The 21,108-nt window shown below is 62.3% G+C and carries 17 protein-coding genes; 10 read left to right on the forward strand and 7 right to left on the reverse strand.

Going from position 1 to position 21,108, the window contains the following annotated elements; genetic code table 11:
* Positions 1 to 19 precede the first annotated feature (19 nt).
* The 6 genes from dibA to C5F71_RS13865 all read left to right on the forward strand — a co-directional run bounded on the left by dibA (position 20) and on the right by C5F71_RS13865 (position 6,335).
* Positions 20 to 1,930: a phosphodiesterase DibA gene (gene dibA, locus C5F71_RS13840; RefSeq protein WP_070996178.1), complete on the forward strand. Its 1,911-nt coding sequence runs from the start codon at positions 20 to 22 to the stop codon at positions 1,928 to 1,930.
* 284 nt (positions 1,931 to 2,214) lie between these two features.
* Positions 2,215 to 2,397, forward strand: coding sequence for a sulfur starvation response protein OscA (gene oscA, locus C5F71_RS13845; protein ID WP_029299482.1), 183 nt, complete (start codon positions 2,215 to 2,217; stop codon positions 2,395 to 2,397).
* 75 nt (positions 2,398 to 2,472) lie between these two features.
* A complete protein-coding gene (locus C5F71_RS13850) occupies positions 2,473 to 3,483 on the forward strand; it encodes a sulfate ABC transporter substrate-binding protein (RefSeq protein ID WP_029299484.1) in 1,011 nt (336 codons plus the stop codon).
* Positions 3,484 to 3,646: 163 nt separating this feature from the next.
* A complete protein-coding gene (gene cysT, locus C5F71_RS13855) occupies positions 3,647 to 4,465 on the forward strand; it encodes a sulfate ABC transporter permease subunit CysT (protein WP_029299485.1) in 819 nt (272 codons plus the stop codon).
* 13 nt (positions 4,466 to 4,478) lie between these two features.
* Positions 4,479 to 5,351 carry a sulfate ABC transporter permease subunit CysW gene (gene cysW / locus C5F71_RS13860; protein WP_029299486.1) on the forward strand — a complete coding sequence of 291 codons (873 nt, stop codon included), beginning with the start codon at positions 4,479 to 4,481 and terminating at the stop codon, positions 5,349 to 5,351.
* A gap of 3 nt (positions 5,352 to 5,354) precedes the next feature.
* A complete protein-coding gene (locus C5F71_RS13865) occupies positions 5,355 to 6,335 on the forward strand; it encodes a sulfate/molybdate ABC transporter ATP-binding protein (RefSeq protein ID WP_029299488.1) in 981 nt (326 codons plus the stop codon).
* A 126-nt stretch (positions 6,336 to 6,461) separates the two neighbouring features.
* Here C5F71_RS13865 and C5F71_RS13870 read toward each other — a convergent pair whose 3' ends face one another.
* Positions 6,462 to 6,986, reverse strand: a complete 525-nt coding sequence (locus C5F71_RS13870) for a DUF962 domain-containing protein (RefSeq protein ID WP_029299490.1) — start codon at positions 6,984 to 6,986, stop codon at positions 6,462 to 6,464.
* Between the two features lie 83 nt (positions 6,987 to 7,069).
* Between C5F71_RS13870 and C5F71_RS13875 the strand changes: the two genes are divergently transcribed.
* A complete protein-coding gene (locus C5F71_RS13875) occupies positions 7,070 to 7,756 on the forward strand; it encodes a Crp/Fnr family transcriptional regulator (RefSeq protein ID WP_029299492.1) in 687 nt (228 codons plus the stop codon).
* A gap of 118 nt (positions 7,757 to 7,874) precedes the next feature.
* Here the strand turns inward: C5F71_RS13875 and C5F71_RS13880 are convergent, their stop codons facing one another.
* From C5F71_RS13880 to C5F71_RS13890, 3 genes are read right to left on the reverse strand one after another with little or no spacing between them, the layout of a single operon-like run.
* Entirely contained in the window at positions 7,875 to 9,485 is a 1,611-nt protein-coding gene (locus C5F71_RS13880; RefSeq protein ID WP_104911332.1) for an arylsulfatase, read from the reverse strand.
* A gap of 15 nt (positions 9,486 to 9,500) precedes the next feature.
* Positions 9,501 to 10,316, reverse strand: a complete 816-nt coding sequence (locus C5F71_RS13885; RefSeq protein WP_104911333.1) for an ABC transporter ATP-binding protein — start codon at positions 10,314 to 10,316, stop codon at positions 9,501 to 9,503.
* The gene (locus C5F71_RS13890) at positions 10,313 to 11,911 is read right to left on the reverse strand and encodes an ABC transporter permease (RefSeq protein WP_104911334.1); all 1,599 of its coding nucleotides are present in this window, start codon (positions 11,909 to 11,911) and stop codon (positions 10,313 to 10,315) included. Before C5F71_RS13890 ends, C5F71_RS13885 begins: the two co-directional genes overlap by 4 nt.
* Positions 11,912 to 12,198: 287 nt before the next feature.
* Here C5F71_RS13890 and C5F71_RS13895 point away from each other — a divergent pair, with 287 nt between their 5' ends.
* Entirely contained in the window at positions 12,199 to 13,200 is a 1,002-nt protein-coding gene (locus C5F71_RS13895; protein ID WP_029299501.1) for an ABC transporter substrate-binding protein, read from the forward strand.
* Between the two features lie 329 nt (positions 13,201 to 13,529).
* Here C5F71_RS13895 and C5F71_RS13900 read toward each other — a convergent pair whose 3' ends face one another.
* Complete coding sequence (locus C5F71_RS13900) at positions 13,530 to 14,450, reverse strand: LysR family transcriptional regulator (RefSeq protein ID WP_104911335.1); 921 nt, start codon at positions 14,448 to 14,450, stop codon at positions 13,530 to 13,532.
* A gap of 181 nt (positions 14,451 to 14,631) precedes the next feature.
* On the opposite strand from C5F71_RS13900, the gene C5F71_RS13905 reads away from it, so the two are divergent.
* Positions 14,632 to 15,537 (forward strand): TauD/TfdA family dioxygenase, encoded by a 906-nt coding sequence (locus C5F71_RS13905; protein ID WP_029299503.1) that lies wholly within the window; start codon positions 14,632 to 14,634, stop codon positions 15,535 to 15,537.
* 136 nt (positions 15,538 to 15,673) lie between these two features.
* Here C5F71_RS13905 and C5F71_RS13910 read toward each other — a convergent pair whose 3' ends face one another.
* Both C5F71_RS13910 and C5F71_RS13915 read right to left on the reverse strand, forming a co-directional pair.
* Positions 15,674 to 17,278 (reverse strand): alkaline phosphatase family protein, encoded by a 1,605-nt coding sequence (locus C5F71_RS13910; RefSeq protein WP_104911336.1) that lies wholly within the window; start codon positions 17,276 to 17,278, stop codon positions 15,674 to 15,676.
* A 189-nt stretch (positions 17,279 to 17,467) separates the two neighbouring features.
* Entirely contained in the window at positions 17,468 to 18,412 is a 945-nt protein-coding gene (locus tag C5F71_RS13915; RefSeq protein ID WP_104911337.1) for a LysR family transcriptional regulator, read from the reverse strand.
* A 155-nt stretch (positions 18,413 to 18,567) separates the two neighbouring features.
* Between C5F71_RS13915 and C5F71_RS13920 the strand changes: the two genes are divergently transcribed.
* Positions 18,568 to 20,916, forward strand: coding sequence for a TonB-dependent receptor (locus C5F71_RS13920; protein ID WP_104911338.1), 2,349 nt, complete (start codon positions 18,568 to 18,570; stop codon positions 20,914 to 20,916).
* The last annotated feature ends 192 nt before the right edge of the window (positions 20,917 to 21,108 follow it).

Genomic DNA, 21,108 nt, shown 5'->3' on the forward strand with positions numbered 1-21,108 from the left:
AGTAAGGATTACTAGTCATATGCTGCTTTCATACCGAGGTGCCCTACGTGCGGGGCTGGTGTACTTGCTGATTTCCGTCTTGTGGATACAGCTCAGTCAGCAGGTATTTATCAATTTCATCGATGAACCCAGGGAAATAGTCCACTGGCAGATGCTGCGCGGCTACCTGTGGGTGGTTCTCAGTGCCCTGTTTATCTTCTTGTTGTGCGCCCGCAGCGCCCGTACCCACCGTATCCAGCAACCGTTGAAAGAGAACCGCGAGCGCCTGCGCCAGGCGGCGGCAGTGTTCGATTGCACCCGCGAAGGGGTGCTGGTCACCGACGCCCGCGGGCGGATTGTGCACGTCAACCGCGCCTTCATCGAAATCACCGGTTACCAGGTAGATGACGTGATGGGTCGACAGCCGAGCCTGTTCAAGTCCGGTCGTCATTCGCCAGCTTTTTATGAGCAGATGTTTCGCACGCTCAACCAAGACGGGGAATGGAGCGGCGAGATCTGGAACCGCCGTAAAAGTGGGGAAATTTACCCACAGTGGCAAACCATCCGCGTCATCCATGATGACCAGGGCCAGATCAGCCATTACGTTGCAGTGTTCTCCGACATCAGCGCGATCAAGCATTCCGAGCGCGAGCTGGCCCATCTGGCTCACCACGACCCGTTGACCGACCTGCCCAATCGCCTGCTGTTCACCGACCGCGCCGAGCAGGCGCTGGCCTCGGCGCAGATCCACAAGCGTGGCTGCGCGCTGCTGATGCTGGATCTGGACCATTTCAAAATCATCAACGACAGCCTTGGCCACAATGTAGGCGACCAGTTGCTCAAGGCCGTGGGCGAGCGCCTGCAAGGCCTGTTCGGCCCCGGCGTGACCCTCGCACGCCTGGGCGGCGACGAATTCGCGGTGCTGGCGGAAAGTTGTCCACAGGTGGTCCAGGCTGCGGCCCTGGCCCAGCGGATTATCGACAGCATGAAGCTGCCGTTCGTGTTCGACGGTCACCAATTGTTTGTCAGCGTGAGTATTGGCATCAGCCTGTTCCCCAGCGATGCCTTGAGTGCCGAACAACTGCTGCGCAACGCTGACTCCGCTTTGTTCAAGGCCAAGAGTTCCGGGCGTGAAGGCTTCGCCTTGTACACCGAGGAACTGACCGCCCACGCGCAGAACCGGATCGAGGTCGGCAACGAACTGCGCCGCGCCCTGGATCAGCATGAACTTCGCGTCTATTACCAGCCGGTGCACGATCTGCAAACCAGCGCCCTGATTGGCGTCGAGGCCTTGGTGCGCTGGCAGCACCCGCAGCGTGGGCTGGTGCCGCCTGCGGAATTTATCCCGATCGCCGAACGCACCGGCTTGATCGCCGAGATCGATGCCTGGGTCATGGACCAAGCCTGTCGCCAGATGTGCCGATGGCTGGAGGAAGGCAAAATGCTGTCGTTCCTCGCGGTAAATGTTTCCAGCCGACTGTTTGCCCGCCACGAACTGTACGAGCAGGTCGCCAAGGTGCTGCACGACACCGGCCTGGACCCGGCGAAGCTGGAACTGGAAGTCACCGAAAGCGCGGTGATGGATGACCCGGAAGTGGCCCTGGAACAGCTGCACCGCCTGCGCGAGCTGGGCCTGAGCCTGGCCATCGATGATTTTGGTACCGGCTATTCGTCACTGCTGCGCCTCAAGCGCCTGCCGGTGCAGAAGTTGAAAATCGACCAGGGCTTCGTCGCCGGCCTGCCGTGGGATGAAGACGACGCGGCGATTGTGCGGGTGGTCATCGCCTTGGCGCAGAGCATGGGCATGCAAGTGCATGCCGAAGGCATCGAACAAATGGAACAGGCGCGGTTCCTGCTCAATCACCAGTGCGACCTCGGCCAGGGCTACTGGTTTGGGCGGCCGATGCTGGCGGCGGACATTGATTGGGCCCGGGCCCCGGCTATCCGCTGACCTCTCTGCGGGGCCGCAATACAGTAAATGTGGGAGCGGGCTTGCCCGCGATAGCGGTGTATCAGTGCCAGATTTATTGGCTGACACTCCGCCATCGCGGGCAAGCCCGCTCCCACATTTGGATCTGCACTCTGTGTAACGTCATGCCCTGCCTGAAAATTCTTTCTGGTTATATAAACATTCTTAAATAGTATTTTTAAGAATATCCGCGCTTATCTACTATCGCTCTCACGCCGCAAGCAGTGCCGCCACTGCCAGGCACTTCTCATTTCAGGAGCACGACCATGAGCGCATCTCTACGCAGCGTTGACGGCCAGGACGAAGCAGCCATTTTGCGCGAGATCCAAAGCGCATTGCGTGACCTGCGTTTCGGCGCAGTGGAAATCACCGTACACAACGCCCAAGTGGTGCAGATCGAACGCAAAGAGAAATTCCGCTTGCAGAGCCCGGGCAACAAACCGAGCTGAGGCAACACGGCGCTTCGATTGCGGGACCCGTACTTATAAGAAAAGCCAACACCCAAGAATTTCAGGAGCTTGTCTATGTCGTCGATTCGCCGTTATGCCCTGGCCGCCCTGGCCAGCGCTGTGTTTGCCGGTTCCGCAGTGGCCAAGGATTACGAGCTGCTCAACGTTTCCTACGATCCGACCCGTGAGCTGTACCAGGACTACAACGCCGAATTCACCAGCTTCTGGAAAAAGGCCCACCCTGGCGACAACGTGAAGATCCAGCAGTCCCACGGTGGTTCGGGCAAGCAAGGCCGGGCGGTGATCGACGGCCTGCGCGCCGACGTGGTAACCCTGGCCCTGGCCGGCGACATCGACGAAATTGCCAAGCTGGGCAAGACCCTGCCGGAGAACTGGCAGACCCGCCTGCCTGAGGCCAGCACGCCTTACACCTCGACCATCGTGTTCCTGGTGCGCAAGGGCAACCCCAAAGGCATCAAGGACTGGGGCGACCTGATCAAGAATGACGTGTCGGTGATCACGCCGAACCCGAAAACCTCCGGCGGTGCCCGCTGGAACTTCCTCGCCGCCTGGGCCTATGGCCTCAAGGCCGGTGGCAGCGAAGCCAAGGCCCAGGAATACGTGAAAGAACTGTTCAAGCACGTGCCGATCCTCGACACCGGTGCGCGCGGTTCGACCATTACCTTCGTCAACAACGGTCAGGGTGACGTGTTGCTGGCCTGGGAAAACGAAGCGTTCCTGGCCCTCAAGGAAGATGGCGGTGCCGACAAGTTCGACATCATCGTGCCGTCCCTGTCGATCCTCGCCGAGCCACCCGTGGCCGTGGTCGACAAGAACGCCGAGAAAAAGGGCAACACCGAAATCGCCACGGCGTACCTCAACCACCTGTACAGCCCGGCTGGCCAGGAGATCGCGGCAAAGAACTTCTACCGCCCGCGTGACAAGGATGTGGCCGCCAAATACGCCCAGCAGTTCCCGAAACTGGACCTAGTGACTATCGACAAAGACTTCGGCGGCTGGAAAACTGCCCAACCGAAATTCTTCAATGACGGTGGCGTGTTCGACCAGATCTACACGGCGCAGTAAGCCACACTGCTGCCAGGCGTGAGCTTTCTGTGGGAGCCGGGCTTGCCCGCGATAGCATCACCGCGGTGTAACTGATACACCGAGGTGCCTGCATCGCGGGCAAGCCCGGCTCCCACAAAGGTTTGTTCTTGCAGTGGTATCTACCTGTTAACCAAGGACTTTTATGTCGCGTCGTATCTCCCCCGTCATACCCGGCTTCGGGCTGACGCTGGGTTACACCTTGGTGTACCTCAGCCTGATTGTGCTCATACCGCTGGCGGCCATGTTCGTCCACGCCGCCCAACTCACCTGGGATCAGTTCTGGGCCATCATCTCGGCGCCGCGCGTGTGGGCGGCGTTGAAGCTGAGCTTCAGTACGGCCCTGTACGCCGCGCTGATCAACGGCGTGATCGGTACGCTGCTGGCTTGGGTGCTGGTGCGCTACACCTTCCCCGGGCGCAAGATCATCGACGCGATGATCGACCTGCCGTTCGCCCTGCCCACCGCCGTGGCCGGTATTGCGCTGACCGCGCTGTACGCGCCGTCCGGCCTGGTTGGCCAGTTCGCCACCGACATGGGCTTCAAGATCGCCTACACCCCCCTGGGCATCACCCTGGCCCTGACCTTCGTCACCTTGCCCTTCGTGGTGCGTACCGTGCAGCCGGTCTTGGCCGATATCCCCCGGGAAATCGAAGAAGCCGCCGCCTGCCTCGGCGCCAAGCCCTTGCAAGTGTTCCGCTACATCCTCGTGCCGGCGCTGCTGCCGGCCTGGCTGACCGGGTTTGCCCTGGCGTTTGCCCGAGGCGTGGGTGAGTACGGCTCGGTGATTTTCATCGCCGGCAACATGCCGATGAAAACCGAGATCCTGCCGTTGCTGATCATGGTCAAGCTCGACCAATACGACTACACCGGCGCTACCTCCATCGGCGTGCTGATGCTGGTGGTTTCCTTTGTCCTGCTGCTGCTGATCAACTTGTTGCAGCGGCGCATCGAACACCCATAAGGAGGCGCGGAACATGTCCCAATCGTCTATTTCCGCCGCGTCTTCGGCCAACGCTGCCCGCCGTGGCAGTGCGGTGTCGCGACGTATCCTGATCGGCCTTGGCTGGTTGATCTTCGCCCTGTTCCTGCTGTTGCCACTGTTTATCGTGGTGTCCCAGGGCCTCAAGCTCGGCCTCGGCGCATTCTTTGCCGCGATCTTCGAGCCCGATGCGCTGTCGGCCTTGAAGCTGACGGTGATTGCGGTGCTGATCTCGGTACCGCTCAACCTGGTATTCGGCGTCAGTGCGGCCTGGTGCGTGAGCAAGTACTCGTTCCGTGGCAAGAGCATGCTGGTGACCCTGATCGACCTGCCGTTCTCGGTCTCGCCGGTGATCGCCGGCCTGGTCTATGTGCTGATGTTCGGCGCCCAGGGCTTCTTCGGGCCGTGGTTGCAGGATCACGATATCCAGATCGTCTTTGCCTTGCCGGGCATCGTGCTGGCGACCATCTTCGTCACCGTGCCATTCGTGGCCCGCGAGTTGATCCCGCTGATGCAGGAGCAGGGCACCCAGGAAGAAGAAGCCGCGCGCCTGCTGGGCGCCAATGGCTGGCAGATGTTCTGGCATGTCACCGTGCCGAACATCAAGTGGGGCCTGATCTACGGCGTGGTGCTGTGTACTGCGCGGGCAATGGGTGAGTTTGGCGCGGTGTCGGTGGTGTCCGGCCACATTCGCGGCGTGACCAACACCTTGCCGCTGCACGTCGAGATTCTCTACAACGAATACAACCACGTCGCTGCGTTTGCGGTGGCGAGTCTGTTGCTGATCCTGGCGCTCTTCATCCTGCTGCTCAAGCAGTGGAGCGAGAACCGAATTAACCGCCTGCGCGCCGGTGCGGCTGAGGAATAAGTCATGTCGATCGAAGTCCGTAACGTCAGCAAGAACTTCAACGCCTTCAAGGCCCTGGACAGCATCAACCTGGATATCCAGAGTGGCGAGCTGGTGGCGTTGCTGGGCCCCTCCGGCTGCGGCAAGACCACCTTGCTGCGCATCATTGCCGGCCTGGAAACCCCGGACGCCGGCAGCATCGTGTTCCACGGCGAAGACGTGTCCGGCCATGATGTGCGTGATCGCAACGTCGGGTTTGTGTTCCAGCACTACGCGCTGTTCCGCCACATGACCGTATTCGACAACGTCGCATTCGGCCTGCGCATGAAACCCAAGAGCCAGCGTCCGAACGAAACCCAGATCGCGGCCAAGGTTCACGAGTTGCTGAACATGGTGCAACTGGACTGGTTGTCGGATCGCTACCCGGAACAACTCTCCGGCGGCCAGCGCCAGCGTATCGCCCTGGCCCGTGCCCTGGCGGTGGAACCCAAGGTGCTGCTGCTCGACGAGCCGTTCGGCGCCCTGGATGCCAAGGTGCGCAAGGAGCTGCGTCGTTGGTTGGCGCGGCTGCACGAGGACATCAACCTGACCTCGGTGTTCGTGACCCACGACCAGGAAGAAGCCATGGAAGTCGCCGACCGGATCGTGGTGATGAACAAGGGCGTGATCGAGCAGATCGGTTCACCGGGCGACGTCTACGAAAACCCGGCCAGCGATTTCGTCTACCACTTCCTGGGCGACTCCAACCGCCTGCACCTGGGCGAAGACCAGCACGTACTGTTCCGCCCGCACGAGGTGTCGTTGTCACGCCATGAACTGGAAGACCACCACGCCGCGCAAGTGCGCGACATCCGCCCGCTGGGCGCCACCACGCGGATCACGCTGAAGGTCGAAGGCCAGAGCGAACTGATCGAAGCCGAAGTGGTGAAGGACCACGACAGCCTCACCGGGCTGGCGCGGGGCGCGACGTTGTTCTTCAAGCCCAAGGTCTGGCAAAAGGCTTAAAAAGATTGCAAAAAACCTGTGGGAGCGGGCTTGCTCGCGAAAGCGGTGGTTCAGTCACTGGATGTACCGACTGAACCGGCGCTTTCGCGAGCAAGCCCGCTCCCACATTGGGATTACCGGTGCCTCTCAGGCCGTGGCGTTCTTGTGACGCACGGCCACCGGCCCCGACCGCTCCTCGATCTGCCGCTTGAGCTCATGGCGCAACCCCACCAGAAACGCCAGCTCCGCCACCACAAACAACGGCCCCACGATCAGCCCGGACACGTCGTCGACGAACGCAGGCTTGCGCCCTTCGTAGTAATGGCCGACAAACTGGATCACCCAGCCCACCACAAACAGGCCGATACCGCTGCTGAGCCACACCAGCGTGCTTTGCGCCGCCAGCACATGCCCAGCCCATACCGACAAGCCCATCAGCACGCTCATCAACACCCCAAGCGCCAGTTCCAGGCGCAGGTAGAACCCCGCAGAAAACAACGCCAGCAACACCGCCGGCGACAGCCACAGGCCGGCCACCGTCCATTCGGGGCGTGACAGCAGCACGGCGACGGCGACGACGATCATGGGGATGCCGATAAAGTGGCTGGCGATGTTGCGCGGGTCGCGGTGGTAGGCGGCGTATTGGCTCAGATGGTCGACGAGGCTTTTCATTGTTATTCCTCCTGTAGGATGCTTGATCATGCCCTGTAGGACTGCGACAAACTGTCAACTGGGCGACAATCTTTGGAGTTCTCATGGACGCAGAGTCTTGGCATGGACGGCTGTCCAGCGGCCACTGGTACCGTCATCTGCCTGCTCCCTTGCAGCATAGTCTGCTGGCCCACGCCCGCGTGCGGCAGCTGACGGCGGGGCAGGTGCTGTTCAAGCGTGGCGACCCACCGTGCGGCCTGTACGCGGTGCTGGAGGGCAGCCTGCGCATCAGCGCGGTGAACGAGCAGGGCAAGGAGGCGTTGTTGAGCCTGGCGCAGGCGCCTTTCTGGTTCGGTGAAATCGCTGTGTTCGACGGCCTGCCACGCACCCACGACGCGTGCGCGGTCGGGCCTTGCACCCTGTTGCAGGTACCGCAGGCGGCGATGCTGCAACTGCTTGCGCAAAGCCCGGCCTATTGGCGGGATATGGCCTTGCTGATGAGCCAGAAGTTGCGGCTGAGCTTTATCAATATCGAGCAATTGAGCCTTGCGCCCGCCTCAGTGCGGGTAGCCCATCGGTTGTGGATGATCGCCGAGGGTTATGGCGAGATCGATGGCTCGCGGCGTGTGGTGCAATTGGCGCAGGAGGACTTGGCGGCGATGCTGGGGGTATCGCGCCAGACGACCAATACGCTGCTCAAGGCGTTGCAAGAGCAGGGGGTTGTGCGGTTGGGGTATGGGGAGATTGAGATACTTGATGTAGGAAGGTTGCGGGAGATGGCGCAGGGTTGATGCGGCGCCTGGAAGGCCCCATCGCGGGCAAGCCCGCTCCCACATTCGAATGTGTTCACAAATCAAAAATGTGGGAGCGGGCTTGCCCGCGATGGGGCCAGTAAAGCACTACAAAACCTCAGTCCGGCTGAAACGGCGAAGCACTGAGCACCACCCCCGTCTCCTCCACATACTGCTGCCAGTGCCCAATCAAGGTCGCCAGCTTTTCCGGCTGGCTCACGGCCAGGTCATGGATCTCCCCAGGATCACGCCCCAGGTCATACAACTGCCAGGTCGCCGGCCCTACGGGCCCCGGGATATACACCGCCTTCCATTGCCCCTGGCGAATCGCCCGGCGTCCGAACAGCTCCCAGCCGGTGACGGTATGTTCGTCGTGCACCTGCGCGGTTTCCCCAGACAAAAAGCCCAGCCACGACTTGCCCCGCAGCGGTGCAATCGGCTTGCCGCGCCACTGTTTGCCGGGGTGGCGCACGCCGGCCAGGTCGAGAATGGTCGGGGTGATGTCCATCACCGTGCCGAAGCCATGGCTGATCTGCCCCTTGAGTGCCAACTGCGGGTAATGCACCAGCGCCGGCACACGAATCCCGCCTTCGGTGGTGAAGGCCTTGAACAGGCGCGATGGTGCCGTCGCCACCTGGGCCCACGATGGCCCATACCAGACATAGGAATTGGCGCGGCCGATATTGCCCAGGCTGTTGTCGTAGTGCTGGTTGAGGTAGGTCAGAAGCTCGGGGCCGAACTTGGGGAAGGCTTCCAGCAGCGCGCCCTCGGCACCGTTGTCGGACATGAACAGGATAAAGGTATTGTCCAGTTGCCCCTGCTGGCGCAGGTACTCCACCACCCGGCCAATGTTCCAGTCCATGCGCTCGACCATCGCCGCATAAACCTCCATGGCCCGCGCCGAGACCTGGCGTTGCTCAGCGCTCAAAGCCGCCCATTGGGTGTTCAGCTCGATCAGCGGATGGGGCTCGACGTCGGCATCGATCAGCCCCAGGGCCTTGAGTTTTGCCAGGCGCTCCAGGCGCAGTACCTCGGGGCCGGCATCGTAGCGGCCACGGTATTTATCGACGATCTCCACCGGCGCCTGCAGCGGCCAGTGCGGCGCGGAAAACGGGAGGTAGGCAAAAAAGGGCCGGGCCTGGTCGCGTTCCTTGAGGTACTGCAAGAGCTTGTCGCCAAAGGCATCGGAGGAGTAGAAGCCCTCGGGCAATTGCTCGACGAAGGTGTCGTCCTCGATGTACAGCGCCGGGGTGGATTTGAGCAGCCCGGGCGTGCTGGCGTCGTAGGGCGGCTCGAAACCATAGTGGTTGGCCGCCCCCGGCAACAGCGAGAACGAACGCTCGAAACCACGGGCGTGGGGCGCCAGTTCCGCCGTCAGCCCCAGGTGCCATTTGCCGCTCATCAAGGTCTGGTAACCGGCCTCGCGCAGCAGTTCGGGCAGGGCCACCACCTTGTCGTTGAGGTAGCCTTCGTAGCCCGGCTTGCCGATCAGCTCCGGGGTCAGCGCTTCGGCCATGGTGCCGATCCCGGCGATATGGTGGTCGGTGCCGGTGAGCAGCATCGAACGGGTCGGCGAGCAGGTGGGCGCAGTGTGAAAGTCGGTCAGGCGCAGGCCGTTCAGCGCCAGGGCATCCAGGTGCGGCGTGGCGATTTCCCCGCCAAATGCGCCGAGGTCGGAGAAGCCCATGTCATCGGCCAGGATCACTAGAAAGTTGGGACGTTGCGGCATCAAGACACTCCTCAATCAGCAGGCAATAAAGGCCAGGGGCAGGTCACGGATCTGCTCCGGCATCGGCGGTTGGTAGTGGTCGTCGCTGATCAGTTCGTGCAGCAGTTCTTCGCGCAATTGGTGGAAGTCAAAGCTGCTGCGTTGGCGCGGATGGGGCAGGGCGATATCCACCACCTGCTTGATCCGCCCAGGCCGGGGCTCCATCACCACCACGCGGTCGGCGAGGAAAATCGCCTCTTCCACATCGTGGGTCACCAGCACTGTGGTGATCTTCGCGCGGGCACGGATCGCCAGCAGTTCATCCTGCATCTGTTGGCGGGTCAGAGCGTCGAGGGCGCCGAAGGGCTCGTCCAGCAGCAGAATGCGCGGGCTGGCCACCAGGCCACGGGCGATCGCCACCCGTTGTGCCATGCCGCCAGACAATTGGTGCGGGTAGGCGCGGGTGAAATCGGTTAGGCCGACCAGCTCGATAAAATCGCTGATGCGCTGTTGGCGCTGGGCCTCGCTCAACGGCTCGTTGACCAGGCCCAGGCCGATGTTTTGCGCGACCGTCAGCCATGGGAACAGACGGTGTTCCTGGAACACGATGCCGCGCTCGCCGCCGATGCCTTCCACGGCCTTGCCATCGACGCGGATCTCGCCGCGAAACTGCGTGTCCAGGCCGATCAGCAGGCGCAGCAACGTGGATTTGCCGCAGCCACTGGACCCGACAATCGCGACGAACTCGCCTTCGGCGATATCCAGGTTGAATTCGCGGATGGCCTCCAGTTCGAAGCCATCGACGTCGAAGGTCTTGCCCACATGGTTGAAGCTGACAATAGGTGCAGTCATGCGTGTCTCCAGCGCGTGGCGCGGGTTTCGATGCGTTGGCCGATAAGGTTGAGTGCCGCGCCGGTGAGACCGACCAGCAGCATGCCGCTCATGATCAGGTCCATGCGCAGCAGCTGCTGGGCGCCGATCATCAGGCTGCCGATGCCGCCATTGGACGGCATGAAATATTCGGCGCCGATGGTGCCCAGCCAGGCGTAGATCAGGCTCAGGCGCAGCCCGGCGAAAATCCCCGCCGCCGCCCCTGGCAACACCAGGCGACGCAGGCGCAAGGCCAGGCTCAGGCGCAGCACCTGGGCGGCTTCATTGAGCTGCGGCGAGAGGTTCAGCACGCTGCGTTGAGTGGCGATGAACAGCGGGAAAAACGCGGCCAGGGCGATAAACACCGACTTGGCCAACTCCCCCAGGCCGAACCAGGCGGTGAGCAGCGGCACCCAGGCAAAGATCGCGATCTGGCGCAGGGCCGCCAGGGTCGGGCCGAGCACTCGCTCACTGCGGCGCGACAGGCCCAACAACAGACCAAGGGCAAAACCCAGCCCGCCGCCGAGGAGCAAACCGCTCAAGGTGCGTCCCAGGCTTTTGCCCAGGGCACTGAGCAGGCTGCCATCGAATACGCCGCTGGCGGTGGTGTACAGCACGGTCCAAGGGCTGACCAGGATGTTGGGATCGACCCAGTCCAGGGCCGTCGCTGACTGCCACAGCGCCAACAGGCCCAGGGGCAGCAACCAGGGTTGCAGGCGTTGCCAGCCTTGATAGCGCGGGCCACGGCGGATCTGCGCGGTAGCCGGATGGGGCCAATGCACCCATTTACGGTCCAGCCAGCCAATGCCGCGATCCATCGCCACGCCCAGCACCCCGATCACTACGATGCACACAAACACGATATCGAGCATGAACAACTGCCGCGCCCAGACCATCAGGTAGCCGATGCCTTCGCTGGAGGCCAGCAGCTCCACGGCCAGCAGCGAGGTCCAGCCGGCGGCCAGGGCCAGGCGTACCCCGGCCATGAACGCGGGCAGTGCGGCGGGCAGGATCAGCCGACGGATCAACAGGTGGCTGGGCAAGCGCAGCACGCGCGCGGCCTCACGCAAACCGGGCTGGGCATCGCGCACGCCGACCAGGGTGTGCAGGGTCACGGGCACCACAATCGCCTTGACCAGCACCACCAGCTTGAGGGTTTCGCCAATCCCGAAAAACACCATGAACAGCGGGATCCACGCCAGGGTCGGGACTTGCGACAGGGCGCTGAACGTCGGGAACACCAGGCGTTCGGCACGGGCACTAAAGCCCAGCAGCGCGCCCAGTAACGCCCCGGCCCCGATGCCGGCCAACAGCCCCCAGAACAGCCGTTGCAGGCTGATCGCCAAGTGGCTCCACAACTCGCCGCCGGCCAATTCCACGGCACTGCTCCAGACTAGCGCGGGCGCCGGCAGGATTTGTTCGCTCATCCAATGCTGACGGCTGGCCAGCCACCACAGCGCAAACAGCGTGAGCGGCAGCAACCATGGCAGCAGGCGTTCACTCAGGTTCGGCCAATGGGTCTGCTCGCCCTTTGGCGTAGCGGCCAAGGGCAGGCTCAACAGTGAGATTCGGGCCATGGAAGACCTCCGTGGTCGGCAGGTTTGTTATGTGATTTTGATCTTATAAATAAACAATCAAGATTATTTAGGGATAAGGAAAACCATTAAAAGCCTCTGCCCGACACGCATCCAATGCATTTGAAGAATATTTTCCATGCTGTTGATGCATAACCCTCTGGAACCGGCGTCTGCGGCTGCATAGTCCAAAAAGCTATTAAATAGTGAATTTATAGTATTTAAAGTTTTGTTCCCGTTGTGCGTACTTTCTGCTCCCCAGGCCACCGTCGCCCACAGGAGCACACCCCATGAAACTGCCCTTTAAACGCTTGATCACCCTGGTCGCCGGCACTGCGCTCGCCGGGTTGGTGCAGGCCGCCGACCTCAAGGAAATCCGTATTGCCGTGCCCGACCTGAGTGCCGGCACCCAGAACAGTGGGGGCGGCCTGACGGATGTATTGAGGAGCCAGCAGATCTTCGAAAAAGCCTTCGCCGACCAGGGCATCAAGATCCAGTGGAATTACTTCAAGGGCGCCGGCCCCGTGATCAATGAAGCCTTCGCCAACGACCAGGTAGACCTGGCTTACCTGGGCGACCTGGCTGCGATCATCGGCCGCTCCAATGGCCTCGACACCCGGCTGCTGAGCGCCACCGCTCGCGGGGTGAAACAGTACCTGGGCGTGGTGCCGGGTTCGGGGATCAAAACCTTGCAGGACCTGAAGGGCAAGCGCGTGGCGGTGTTTCGCGGCACGGCCACCCAACTGTCCCTCAACGGCGCCCTGGCCAGCCAGGGCTTGAGTGAAAAGGACCTGAAAATCATCAACCTGGACTTCAATGCCGCCGTGGCCGCCCTGGCCGCCAAACAGATCGATGCGACCTGGGGCGGGTCGAACCTGAGTTCACTGCAGGCCAAGGGCCTGGCCGAAATCCCCCTGACCACCAAGGACCTGGGTGGCGCGGGCAGCGTGCAGGCGGTGCTGGTGGGCAGTGGCAAGTTTGTCGACGCCCATCCCGAGGTGGTGGCCAAGCTGCTCAAGGCCCAGCAGCAGGCGGTGCAGTGGTTGACCGATGACAACAACAAGCAGGCGTATATCGAGCTGGTGTCGGGGCTGGCGAGTTATCCGCCGGTGATTCTGACCAATGATTTGAAGGACCAGAAACTCAGCGAGATTTTCCCATCGACCCTGGATCCGGTGTTCCTGGGCAAGTTGCAGGATGCGGTGGATCTGGCGTCGAAGGAGCGGCTGATTCGCAAGCCGTTCCAGGTCAGTGATTGGGTGGTGCCGGGGTTGGCGGCGGCTGGGATCTGAAATCTACAGTGCCTGAACGGGCCTCATCGCAGCCTACACAAATTTGCCGCAGCGCATAAACCCGTGCAGAGAGGGCTATTGTGGCGAGCGGGCTAGCCCCGCGCTGGGCTGCGAAGCAGCCCTAAACCCGGCCATCGCGGTTTATCTGAAGAAACGCGGCGGGCTTTTTGGGGCTGCTTCGCAGCCCAGCGCGGGGCAAGCCCGCTCGCCACGGGGGAGTTCGTCAGTGTCTGAAAGTTGTGTAGATACCTATGCTCATCGCAGGCAAGCCAGCTCCCACATTGGAATGCGGTCAAATGTGGGAGCTGGCTTGCCTGCGATGGTGCCCTTCAGACCGCCACATCCACTTCCTGGCGATCCACCGCCACCAACGTCTCGATCATCGCCTTGGCTGCCGGCGACAAGCGTGAGCCGGTGCGGCTGACTATCCCGCAACGCGCGCTCATGGTCTCCATGTTCTGCGGCAGGTTGCGCCAGTGCAGCAGCACCAGCGCGCCGCGGGCGATGTCCTCGGCAAAGGCTTCCTCGGTGCCCACGCCGATGGCGTTGGACTGCAACACGATCTTCACCAGCGCCGCAAAGTGCTCGGTCTGGATGCTCGGTGAAAAGTCCATGCGCCCACTGAGGTTCGCCAGCAGTTTGCGAATGCCCTGGGAGATCAGCGGCGCCGCCAGCGGGTAGTCGAACATGTCGTTGGTCGAGAGGCTGTCCTTGGCCAGCAGCGGGTGCCCCGGCCGGCAGAAAAACACCCCGCGCTTGGGCGTCAGCGCCTGGGTCTGGAAGTTCGGGTCGGCTTCGAACTGGCGGATGTCGGCGATAAAGAATTCGATCTCTTCCCGGCTCAGGCTGCGGCTCAGGGTTTCCCAGTTATCCACCTGGAACCGCGTGCGGATTTTCGGGTGCGCGTTGACGAAACGCGCCACCGCATCCGGCACCAGTTTCACGGCGGGCGCCGGGCCGCAACCGAAGCGCAGTTCGCCGGCGTCGAGCTTGGTCATGCGCGTCACTTCACTGCTCAGCAGCGCGGCGCCGTGTACCAGGCTCAGGGCATGTTGCAGCACCACCTGGCCCTCCGGCGTGGGGCGCAAATCCTTGTGGCCACGGTCTACCAGCACGCAGCCGAACTCCTGTTCCAGGCCCTGGATGCTGCGGCTGAACGCCGGCTGGGTGATGCCCATGGCGTCGGCCGCGCGAACAAAACTGCGGTGTTCGTTAAGGGCGATGAAGTAGCGCAGTTGGCGAAGATCCATATGCTTTCCCGGCATTTTAAAAATAGGTCGAAGGCATTTGCGACCAGGGGAGCTGAGGTTTTAAATGCAAGCTCTTATTCCGTCAACGAAGCATGCGTTCATTTGCTAGACCTAAATTGCATATGAATAGAGCGTTGGCGCAGCGTCACCCCACCGTAAGCAGACACATGAGGGTCATCCAATGAGCAATGCCGCACTCGCTGTTCAACCCGTCGCCCTGGCGCTGGATATCCACCCGGTCGCTGGGCGTATCGGCGCCGAGATCCGGGGCATCAAACTGTCCGGCGACCTCGACGCCGCCACCATCGAAGCCATCCAGCAAGCGCTGGTGCAGTACAAGGTGATCTTCTTTCGAGAGCAGGCGCACCTCGATGACCAGAGCCAGGAAGCGTTCGCCCATTTGCTCGGCGAGCCGATTGCCCACCCCACGGTACCGGTGCGCGATGGCACGCGTTTTCTGATGGAGCTGGACGGCGGGCGTGGTCAGCGCGCCAACTCGTGGCACACCGACGTGACCTTCGTCGATGCCTACCCCAAGGCCTCGATCCTGCGTTCGGTACTGGCGCCGGCATCGGGTGGCGACACGGTCTGGGCCAACACCGCCAGCGCCTACAACGACTTGACCGCCGAAGTGCGCGCCCTGGCCGACACCCTGTGGGCGGTGCACAGCAACGAATACGATTACGCCGCGCGCAAGCCGGATGTGGCGCCGGAAAAGCTTGAGGAGTACCGCAAGATCTTCACCTCGACGGTGTACGAGACCGAGCATCCGGTGGTGCGTGTGCACCCGGTCAGTGGCGAGAAAACCCTGCTGCTGGGGCATTTCGTCAAACGCTTGAAGGGTTACTCGCAGGCCGATTCCGCACACCTGTTCAACCTGCTGCAAAGCCACGTCACCCGCCTGGAAAACACCGTGCGCTGGCGCTGGAGCACCGGCGATGTGGCGATCTGGGACAACCGCGCCACCCAGCATTACGCGGTGGATGACTACGGCACCCAGGAACGCATCGTGCGCCGCGTGACCCTCAAGGGCGATGTGCCGGTGAGCGTGCAGGGGCAGCGCAGCCAGACCACCAAAGGCCTGTAGCCCACCACCGAACCAATGTGGGAGATCCACTGTGGGAGCGGGCTTGCCCGCGATAGCGATATGTCAGTTAACACCTATGTCGACTGATCCACCGCAATCGCGGGCAAGCCCGCTCCCACACAAGTCCGCGTCCCGTTTACCAGACGCCGATCTGCACCACCTTCTCTGCCTCAGGCTCACCATAACGAAACCGCTGGCCACGCAGTTCAATCTCCCCGTGGCTGATGGTGGTACGCCGTTTCAAACCCCGTAGCCATTCGAACAGATAACCCTGATGCACTTCGCGCACCTGGGCGTACGCCGGGTCTGCGCCCAGGTCGTGCAGTTCCTGCGGGTCGTTTTCCAGGTCGAACAGTTGCGCGCGAAAGCCGTCATAGGCCAGGTATTTCCAGCGTTCGCTGCGCACCATGGTCATGCGGCAGCGGTCGATCGGCTGCGCCAGGCGCTCGCGGGCCGGGGCCTGGAACGCGTAGTCGTATTCGGCGATGGCGTAGCGGCGCCAGTCCGTTTCTACCCCATGCAGCAGGGGGATCAATGAGCGGCCTTCCAGACGATGCTCGGCGCTCGGCAAGCCCAGGGCCTCAAGGAAGGTGGGCAGGGCGTCGATGGTTTCCACCAGGCGCCGATCCACCGTGCCCCGGCTGATATCGGCCGCGGCGCGTGGGTCGCGGACAATCAGCGGCACACCCACCGCCGGCTCCAGCAAAAACTCCTTTTCGCCCAGTTGGTGGTCGCCGAGGAAGTCGCCATGGTCGCTGGTGAACACAATCAGCGTGTCATCCCAGCGACCTGTGCTTTGCAGCGCATCGAACAGTCGACCGAGTTGGTCATCCACCTGCTTGATCAGGCCCATATAGGTAGGAATCACCCGCAGCCGCACCTCATCGCGGGAAAAGTTCAGGCTCTCCTGGTGTTGGCGGAAGGCTTGGTACACCGGGTGATCGCTGGCTTGCCCAGGCTCGGCGCGAATCGGTGCCTGCACCTGATCGACGCCATACAGCGCGTGATACGGCGCGGGCGCGATATAGGGCCAGTGCGGCTTGATGTACGACAGGTGCAGGCACCAGGGTTGCTCGCCTTGTTCGTGGATAAAGTCGAGGGCGCGGTCGGTGGTGTAGACCGTTTCCGAATGCGCCTCGTCCACCCGCGCCGGCAAGTGGGCGTTGCGCATCTGCCAACCGCTCAGCACCTCCCCGGCATCGCCGGCGGCGGCATTGGCCCAATCATGCCAAGGGTTGGTGCCGGCGTAACCTTGCGCGCGCAGGTAATGGGTATAGGGCGCGGACTCGCGTTTATCGGCGAACAGTGGGCTGTCGGGGAAGATGCCGTCATGGCGAAAATACGCTTCGAAACCCACCTCATTGAGGGGCTGCGCCTGCGCGCTGTCGGGGTCGATATCCAGGCGTTGCAGGGCATCGAGATTGGGCGTGGCGTGGGTCTTGCCCACCAGCGCGGTGCGGATGCCATGGGGGCGCAGATAGTCGCCGATGGTCAGCTCTTCGAGGGGCAGCGGCACTGCGTTCCAGGCCACCTGATGGCTGCTGACATAGCGCCCGGTATAGGCCGACATGCGCGACGGCCCGCAGATCGTGCCCTGGGTGTAGGCGCGACTGAAACGCACGCCAGCGGCGGCCAGGCGGTCGATGTTGGGGGTGTGCAGATGGGCGTGGCCGTAGCAGGAGAGGTAATCGCGACGTAGTTGGTCGCACATGATGTAGAGCACGTTGCGCACATGGGGCATGGGGGTCACCGGATGAGGGGCAGGTGAGGGTTTTCGCCGGTTGGAGGGGGTTGAGGCAAGTGCATTTGGGGAATGGGGTTTATGCAGTCGGCGCATGGGTGTGACGACTGGTGCCGTCGCTGGCAAGCCGGTTCCTACAGGTTGATCGCATTCCACTGTGGGAGCTGGCTTGCCTGCGATAGCGGTACCTCAGACCGCAACATTCTCCAGCGAACACACCTCGTCATCCTGCTCATCCACCTGCTTGATCTGCTCGATCATCGCCTCGGCCAACGGTGACAGCCGATACCCGGCGCGGCTGACGATGCCATAGCGGGTGTAGCGCTCCTCCAGGTCCTCGGCCAACCCCTCGATCGTCAAGCGCACAAGATCGCCCCGGGTCAGGTGCAGCGCATCGCTGTTGGCGCTGACGATACCGATGGCGTCGGAACGCAGCACCACCCCCAGCAGGCTGTAGCCGTTCTCGCACTCGACATTGGGCGTGTAGTCGGGCCGGCCGCTGAGGTCGACGATGACCTTGCGCAGGTTCGGGGGGCGGATGGTCACGGCCAGGGGATAACTCATCAACTCGGCGGCGCTGACCCTTTCGCGCTGGGCCAGCGGGTGTCCGCTGCGGCAGCAGAAATGCCATTTGCGCGGGCGCAGGCGGTGGGTGTGGTAGTCGGGGTTGGCTTCGAAGTGGCGGGTGTCGGCGACAAAAAACTCGAACTCTTCACTGAGCAGGCGCTTGCCCAGGCTTTGCCAATCATCCACTTGGAACTGCACACGAGCCTTGGGGTAGCGCCCGATAAAGCTGCCGATGGCGCGCGGGATCAAGCCGGCTGCCGGGGCCGGGCCACAACCGAAGCGCAGCTCGCCGGCTTCCAGGCCATTGAACTGGCTGATCTCGTTGGCCAACTGCTGCGCGCCACTGACCAGGCGCCGCGCATGTTCCAGCAGCACCTGGCCTTGTTTGGTCGGGGCCAGGTCCTTGCGCCCGCGATCCACCAGTTGGCAACCGGCACTGTGCTCCAGGGCCTGGATGCTGCGGCTGAAGGCCGATTGCGACAGGTTCACCGTGGTCGCGGCGGCGACAAAACTGCGCTGTTCGGCGAGGGCGATGAAGTGACGGAGCTGACGCAGGTCGATATGCATTTTTCACATTAAAAATATCGGGGAAATGCATTGGCTATGCATTAGGTCGACTCCTTATAAAGGCTATCTCTTATGCAGTAAATGTTTGTAAAAACATAAATAAATAACTTTATGGAATATGTGGCAGTACATATTCCGCACGACCGGAGCCGCTTATGAGTGTGTCGAAGCCCGTTGTACCGTCCTCCCTCTGGCGGCTCAAACGCCTGCCCCTGGCGCTGTTGCTGGCGGGCAGTGCCGGCTGGACGCCGAGCCAGGCCGCCGAAACCCCCGCCCCGGTGCCCAAGGGCGAGAGCGCCAGCGGGCAACTGGAGACGGTCACCGTGACCGCCCGCCGCCGCACCGAAAGCGCCCAGGAAGTGCCCACGCCGATGAGCGTGATCGGCGGCCAGGCCCTGGAGAGCCAGCGGGTCTATCGGATCCAGGACTTGCAGCAACTGGTGCCCAGCGTCAACGTCGCCTACATGCATGCGCGCCAGTCCAGTGTGTCGATCCGCGGGCTGGGCAATAACCCGGCCAGCGATGGCCTGGAAGGCAGTGTCGGGTTGTACATCGACAACGTGTACCTCGGGCGCCCGGGCATGGCGGTATTCGACCTGATGGATATCGAGCAGCTTGAAGTCTTGCGCGGCCCGCAAGGCACCCTGTTCGGCAAGAACACCACGGCCGGGGTGATCAATATCAGCACCCGCGCGCCGAGTTTTACTCCGGAGCGCAGCATCGAGACGTCGGTGGGCGAAGACGGCTATTTCCAGACCAAGGGCACGATTTCCGGGCCGCTCAACGATGAATTGGCCGGGCGCTTTTCTGCCTATCGCACCCGCAGCGATGGCGATATCAAGAACGAATACAACGGCCACGACCTCAACGGCGGTTCACGCCAGGGCTTTCGTGGGCAACTGCTGTACAAGCCCAACGAGGCCTTCAACCTGCGCTGGATCGGCGACTACAACGAAGAGGCCTCCAGCGCCGGCACTCGTGTGCTGTACAGCACCGGGCCGACCATCAATGGCACCAACCTCTACCAGTCGCGGGCGGATGCAGCCGGGGCGACCCTGGTCAACGGCGCCCACCGCAAGGTCAACCTGGACAACGACCAGCGTGTCACGGTGTTCCAGGGCGGTACCTCGCTGGAGGCCAATTGGACCCTGCCCAGCGACTTCACCTTGACGTCGGTCAGCGCCTATCGTTGGTGGAATTTCACCCCGCGCAACGACGATGGTCTCAACGTGCCGGCGTCCTACAACGCTGGCGTGTCGGTGGAAGATAAACAGTGGTCCCAGGAATTTCGCCTGGCGTCGCCGACCGGTGGGTTCTTCGATTACGTGGTGGGCGCCTACTACTTCGGCTCTGATCTGGACAACAAATCCTTCGCCTACTACGGACCCCAGGCTGATATCTGGAACGGCACGCCGACAGGGGCCTTGAGCAATGTCACCAGCATCGGCAACGGGCATATCCGCACCGACAGTTTTGCCCTGTTCGCCCAAGGCACCTGGCACCTGACCGAACGCCTGGATTTCACTGCCGGCCTGCGCGGCACCTATGAAGAAAAAAGCGCCTGGGTCAGCCGCAATGCACCTGTGGGGGGCGCAGCAGTAAGTGGCGCGGCGGCCACTGCGCGCAATGGGCGCACGGGCGCGTATGACTCCGGCGACCTCAACCAATACAGCACCAGCCCGTCCGGTTTGCTGAACCTCAGTTATCGCTTTAGCGATGACGTGCTGGGCTATGCGACCTTGTCCCATGGCGAGAAATCCGGTGGGGTCAACCTGGCGGTAGGCTCGGCCCCGACCGCTGGTGCGGACTCACTGCTGATCGGCACCGAGCGCGCCAACAACGCCGAGCTGGGCTTTAAAAGCACCCTGTGGGACCGTCGCCTGCAACTCAACGCCAACCTGTTCTGGACCCAGGTCAATGGCTACCAGGCCAATGCCTACGACTACGGCAACCGCGTGCAGTACCTGACCAATGCCGGCTCCGTACGCTCCCGTGGCGTGGAATTGGAAAGCACCCTGGTGCCGATCCGTGGCCTGACGCTGAACCTCAACGGCTCGTTCAACGATGTGCGTTACCTGTCGTACAAAGATGCGCCCTGCCCCCCGGAAGTCAGCCTGCGCCCTGGCGCACCGGCCTCGTGCGACCTCAGCGGGCACCAGGTGGTGGGTGCCTCGAAGTGGATTGCCAACGCCAACGGCGAATACAAATGGAACCTGGATAACGGCTTCGAACCCTACGTTACCGCCAGCTATGCCTATCGTTCGAAGGCGGTGGGCACAGTCGAGGATTCGGACTATGGGCAGATTCCCGGTTATGGGCTGGTCAACCTGTCCACCGGCCTGCGTGGCGATTTCCAGCAGGGTCAATGGGATGTGTCGTTATGGCTGAAAAACGCCTTCGACAAAACCTACTACACCACCCTGTGGACAGGCGGCAACGGTGGCTATGAAGGGCTACTGGGCACCCCGCGCACCCTGGGCGTGACCGGCCGCTACGATTTTTGAGTGCATACCTGTAGGAGCGAGCTTGCTCGCGAAGAACGCCCAGACGACGCGGTTAACCTGGTTTTGCGCGTTATCGTTGACGTTTTTCGCGAGCAAGCTCGCTCCTACAAAAATCAGCGAGCCGCTTTCTGGGTGGTGACGGTCGCTACGACTTCTAGCCACCAATCACCTGTAGGCGCGAGCTTGCTCGCG

Origin of the sequence: Pseudomonas sp. LG1D9, from assembly GCF_002949995.1 — a bacterium.
GTDB lineage: Bacteria > Pseudomonadota > Gammaproteobacteria > Pseudomonadales > Pseudomonadaceae > Aquipseudomonas > Aquipseudomonas proteolytica.